Origin of the sequence: Rhodanobacter terrae, assembly GCF_042657005.1 — a bacterium.
GTDB classification, from domain to species: domain Bacteria; phylum Pseudomonadota; class Gammaproteobacteria; order Xanthomonadales; family Rhodanobacteraceae; genus Rhodanobacter; species Rhodanobacter terrae.
Window position 1 is genome coordinate 1 of the sequence record NZ_JBHSNG010000058.1, and the last position, 4506, is coordinate 4506.

Annotated in this window: 5 protein-coding genes; 4 read left to right on the plus strand and 1 reads right to left on the minus strand. The window is 50.9% G+C overall.

The window, feature by feature from the left end:
- The 4 genes from ACFPPB_RS20080 to ACFPPB_RS20095 all read left to right on the plus strand — a co-directional run.
- A partial coding sequence (locus tag ACFPPB_RS20080; RefSeq protein WP_377330401.1) for a hypothetical protein occupies positions 1 to 180 on the plus strand: 180 nt, incomplete at its 5' end.
- Positions 181 to 241: 61 nt separating this feature from the next.
- Positions 242 to 526, plus strand: a complete 285-nt coding sequence (locus ACFPPB_RS20085; RefSeq protein WP_377330403.1) for a hypothetical protein — start codon at positions 242 to 244, stop codon at positions 524 to 526.
- A gap of 33 nt (positions 527 to 559) precedes the next feature.
- Positions 560 to 712, plus strand: coding sequence for a hypothetical protein (locus tag ACFPPB_RS20090; RefSeq protein ID WP_377330405.1), 153 nt, complete (start codon positions 560 to 562; stop codon positions 710 to 712).
- 135 nt (positions 713 to 847) lie between these two features.
- On the plus strand, positions 848 to 3376 hold the full coding sequence (locus ACFPPB_RS20095; RefSeq protein ID WP_377330407.1) for a DEAD/DEAH box helicase: 2529 nt from the start codon (positions 848 to 850) through the stop codon (positions 3374 to 3376).
- Between the two features lie 179 nt (positions 3377 to 3555).
- Here ACFPPB_RS20095 and ACFPPB_RS20100 read toward each other — a convergent pair whose 3' ends face one another.
- Positions 3556 to 3801, minus strand: coding sequence for an XAC0095 family protein (locus tag ACFPPB_RS20100; protein WP_377330409.1), 246 nt, complete (start codon positions 3799 to 3801; stop codon positions 3556 to 3558).
- Positions 3802 to 4506 lie beyond the last annotated feature (705 nt).

The window sequence follows — 4506 nt, forward strand, 5'->3', positions numbered from 1 at the left end:
CAGGCCATCCTGGATCAACGCGTCGCGCTCTACGAAGCCGCACGTCAATCTCAGCCGCTACGTTGGAAAGGCGCTACGCGCAACTGGACGCGCATCCATACCGTCCATCTGAATCCCGACCGGGACGACGACCAGGACGCCATCACGACAGCTCGTAACCAGGAACGAAAAGCCGCCTGAAAATTAATCATTGAGGCGACAACTAGCTTGAAATTTTCCGATCCTGCCGCTGTACCAGACGTTGTCGACCCAACCCCATGTGATGACGGCGCAAGTCGTGCGCGGGTGGTCGTCCTTCAATGGCGGCAAAGCCACGCACTCCCTGCAGTCGTCGCTGCGGCTTGATGCCCCGATGACCGAAGACGGTGACATGGCCAGGCGCATCGCGCAGCTGATGGCGAAAGCCGACCCGAATATCGCAAGCGAGGATGTGGTCGTGGTGACGCTGGTTTATGGCTACGACATGGGGATTGCTTCGGGGTGGAAGAGGCGTGGGTATTCGTTTAGGCCGGGTGAGCTGCGGTAAGCTGGCTGTCTCTGAGCGAGCTGGAGTCCGGCTATGGTCCCGCGCGGCAAGGTCCAGGAAGAGTCGATGTACTACGGCGTGTTCGATCAAGGCCATGAGAAGCACTACGGCTCGTTGCGGCTGATCGGCGTCAATACCTTCATGTTGAAGATCATGTTGGGTGGATCGCCATCGAGATTGAGCTGATTCGCTTCACCAAAGAAGAGAAAGGGGCAACAGATCGCGAAGGTGAAGCGCCATGGCGAGAAACATTGAAACATGCGGAACAGAATTTTCTGAAAGAAGGTTGCTAATCGCTGCTATATCTCGAGGGGACTGACTGTGGTCGATTTCAAAAAAAAGCGTGTCGCCGGCTCTGCCGGAAAACCAATCGACCCCCGGGAGATATATGACAGGCTTGATCGCGCTAGCGACAAAGGGCCATTGCGAAATCCGCAGGAACGTGTGCTGCTGGAGTGGCATGAACATAGGCGGGCCGAAAACGACGTAATTCTCAAATTACATACGGGCCAGGGCAAGACCCTCGTGGGCCTCCTGATGCTCCAGTCAAAAATGAACGAAGAAAGCGGCCGAGCGGTGTTTCTCTGTCCAAATCTATTTCTGGCGAGCCAAACTTTGCTTCAGTCTCGCCAGTTTGGCCTATCTTGTGTTGGGCCTGACGAGGACGGAAGTTTGCCAGCGTCCTTTTTGGATGGTCAAGCCATATTGGTTATAACGGTTCAAAAACTATTTAATGGTCTATCAAAATTTGGTTTAAACGCAAAGTCGATAGAAATTGATTACGTTGTTATTGACGATGCCCATGCCTGTATTGACTCTATAAGAGCCGCCTGCCAAATCACTCTTTTACGAGAGCATGATGCGTACCAGCAAATAGTTAACTTGTTCGAGGATGACTTAAAAATTCAAGGCGCCGGATCATATGCTGAAATACGTCAAGCGAACGATAATTCACCGAGCCCAATTCTTCCTATCCCATACTGGTCGTGGATCGATCGAGAGGAAGAAGTAATTCGAGTACTTGCGAAGAATATTCAGAGCAAGGAAATTAAATTTGCGTGGCCATTACTTAAAGATAAAATAAAGCATTGTCAGTGCGTGATTTCTGCGCATGAACTTGTGATCGTTCCATATTTACCGCCATTGGACATGTTTGGTTCATACGCAAATGCCAGGCATAGAATATTTATGTCAGCAACGGTCACGGATGATGCATTTTTGGTCAAGGGGCTTGGGCTTGCAAAGAAAGTTGTTCTGTCGCCTCTAATTGATCCTGAAGAGGGTTGGTCAGGCGAGCGAATGATCCTGATACCTTCGATCACGTCTTCTGATCTTGACGAAGGATTGATCGTCGCGAATTTTGGTAAACCCGACCCAAGGCGACGGTATAATACGGTCGTACTATCCCCTAGCTTTTATAGCTGCCAAGGATGGAATGCTGCAGGTGCAATTGTTGCTAAGCCAGAGACATTAGACGCTCTTGTCGGAAGACTAAGGAGTTCGATAATTCAAGACACGGTCGCAGTGGCAAACAGGTATGACGGTATAGATTTGCCAGATGATGCATGCAGGATACTCATCCTTGATGGTAAGCCGTTTGGTGACGCTCTATGGGAACGCTATATAGAAGAGTGCCGTCCCGAGAGCGAGGTATCGGCTGCACGCATCGCCAGAACAATTGAGCAGGGGCTTGGGCGCGCAGTGCGCGGAGAAAAGGATTATTGCGTAGTTATTATAACGGGATCTGATCTTGTAAGAGTAATTCGCGCAAGAGAGATTCAGAAGCATCTTTCTGATCAAACAAAGGCGCAAGTGCGTTTAGGAATGGATATTTCCAGTGAAGCGCAATCAGATATTAAAGACGGTAGTACTTCATACTCTGCGTTTGCAGCACTAATGCGTCAGTGCTTGGAAAGAAATGATGATTGGAAAGAATTCTATAAAGAAACAATGGACGCAATTGTTCCCGGCGATAATAATTCTAGAATATTAGAAATATTTGTGAGTGAGCGCGAATCTGAAATTGATTTTCAGTTTGGCCGCTACGGACAGGCTGTCGATCGAATGCAAACTGTTCTAGATGGTCACCCAGAAATGCCACCAAGTGAACGCGGTTGGTACCTTCAAGAAATCGCGAGATATGAATATCCGCGCAGTCATGCGGATTCACAAGTCAAGCAAATGGCAGCCCATCGCTTAAATCATCTACTATTAAAACCTGAATCGGTACGTGCTTCTAAGCTTTCGGCTATTGGGCAGAAGCGCTCATTGAGCGTAGTTAAGTGGGTTTCTGCTTTTGATACTGACGAAGAGGTGACTTTATCCATTGAGGACATCCTTAGTAGGTTAAAATTTGGAGTTCGATCGGAATCATTTGAGAAGGCTTGGCAGGACCTTGGTGCTGCCTTAGGTTTCGCCTCAGAGCGACCGGATAAAGAGTGGAAGGAGGGACCTGATAATTTGTGGGCGCTGAAAAATGGTCTTTATCTTTTAGTCGAATGCAAAAATGAAGTAGAGCTAACCAGGTCGCAAATTAACAAGGATGAGAGTGGCCAGATGAACAATTCTTGCGCTTGGTTCGATCGTGAATACAGTGGATCTGATTCGATTAATATACTGATAATTCCGACTGCGAAATTGGGAGCGGCAGCTGGCTTCAACAAGATTGTGCGAATTATGAAAAAGCGTGATTTAAACAAATTTACGCACCATGTTAAGGAATTTTATAACGATATAGCTAAATTCGATAGAAATGATTTGAATGAATCAAAGATCCATGATTTGCTCGGCCAGCACAAGCTGACTATCGATGATTTTGAAACAGAATACACATCTTCAGTCGAAGACTAATAAGGACGATCAACTGGCTTGAAAAGCGTGTGGCCGTATCAGCCGAAAAGGGGGGCGGAGGAAATTAAGTAGCCTCGTCAAGATCGGCTATCGCTGCAAAGGTAGTACGCCATCTAATGGAACGCCCGGCGAAGTTATCACCGGGCGCTTTGTTTTCATTGGTTGCGGGGTGGAGCAGATCAATCGTTGGATTCGGAGTCGGTACTTTCCAGCGCTTGGGTGAGGCGGCTGGCGAGTTGGGCGAAGCAGTCGGCGAGCATGTTGCGGGTGAGTTCGAGGTGGGCGTCGTCTTCCTGGTGGGTGACGGGGGCGACGAAGCGGGTATACATCATCAGTTGGTCGCGAATCTGCAGCAGTTCGTAGTAAGTGTCTGCGGGCAGGTGGAAGCTGTCGTCGCAGAGTGGGGTGTCGAGTTCGCTTTCCATGATGGGCTCCTGGACGTGGCTGCGCACATGCCTTGCGCGAATGCGCAGCGCTGAGGGATCGGACGCGGTGTGGCCTACGGCGTGGCGCGTGCGGCGAGTGAGCAGGCCGTGGCGACGGCTGCCGACGATCGGCGACTGGGGTCAGCCGTTGCGCGGCCGGGAGGGAGCGAGGGGAAGGCGCGGTCGGCGCGCAGCGGGTGCGCCGGAGGCGGAGCCCAGCGAGGGAAGGAGGGCGGATAGGAGAAGGTGCGGGTGGCAGCGCGGGGATGGGCGCATGCCGTATGCTTCGCCGTAGCCATGATCAACTCCGATTAGTTGGTTGTGGTCAGCGGGTCGTATGGGCTGCAACCCTTACGGCCCGCGCTTTTTTTTGCGTTCGGTGAAACGCTGTGGATAATCGGCTTCGCCGATTATTCTTCCCGATTATCTCGGTCTTCGAGTGATTTGTCTGTCGGGTAAATCGGAACTTATGTAGGCAATGAGTTCCCCCAATAATGGGACGGGAGCAATTAAATGGGGACCTGATTAGCGTCGAACCTCAGTTGCAAGTCGCATGATGTGCGACGGCAGCGAGGGATGGGATGCTGAAGCCATGTTCTCGACGGGAGTGTGAGTCATGGCGATGAATAGGGTGCAGTTTCAGAAAGGTCTGTCGATGGTCCACTTCCACGCGCAGTACGGCACCGAAGCGAAGTGCCACCGGGC

Excerpts from the sequence above, each read along its gene's own strand:
- ACFPPB_RS20090 (WP_377330405.1), top strand. The coding sequence starts at position 560 with ATGGTCCCGCGCGGCAAGGTCCAGGAAGAGTCGATGTACTACGGCGTG.
- ACFPPB_RS20100 (WP_377330409.1), bottom strand. The coding sequence starts at position 3,801 with ATGGAAAGCGAACTCGACACCCCACTCTGCGACGACAGCTTCCACCTG.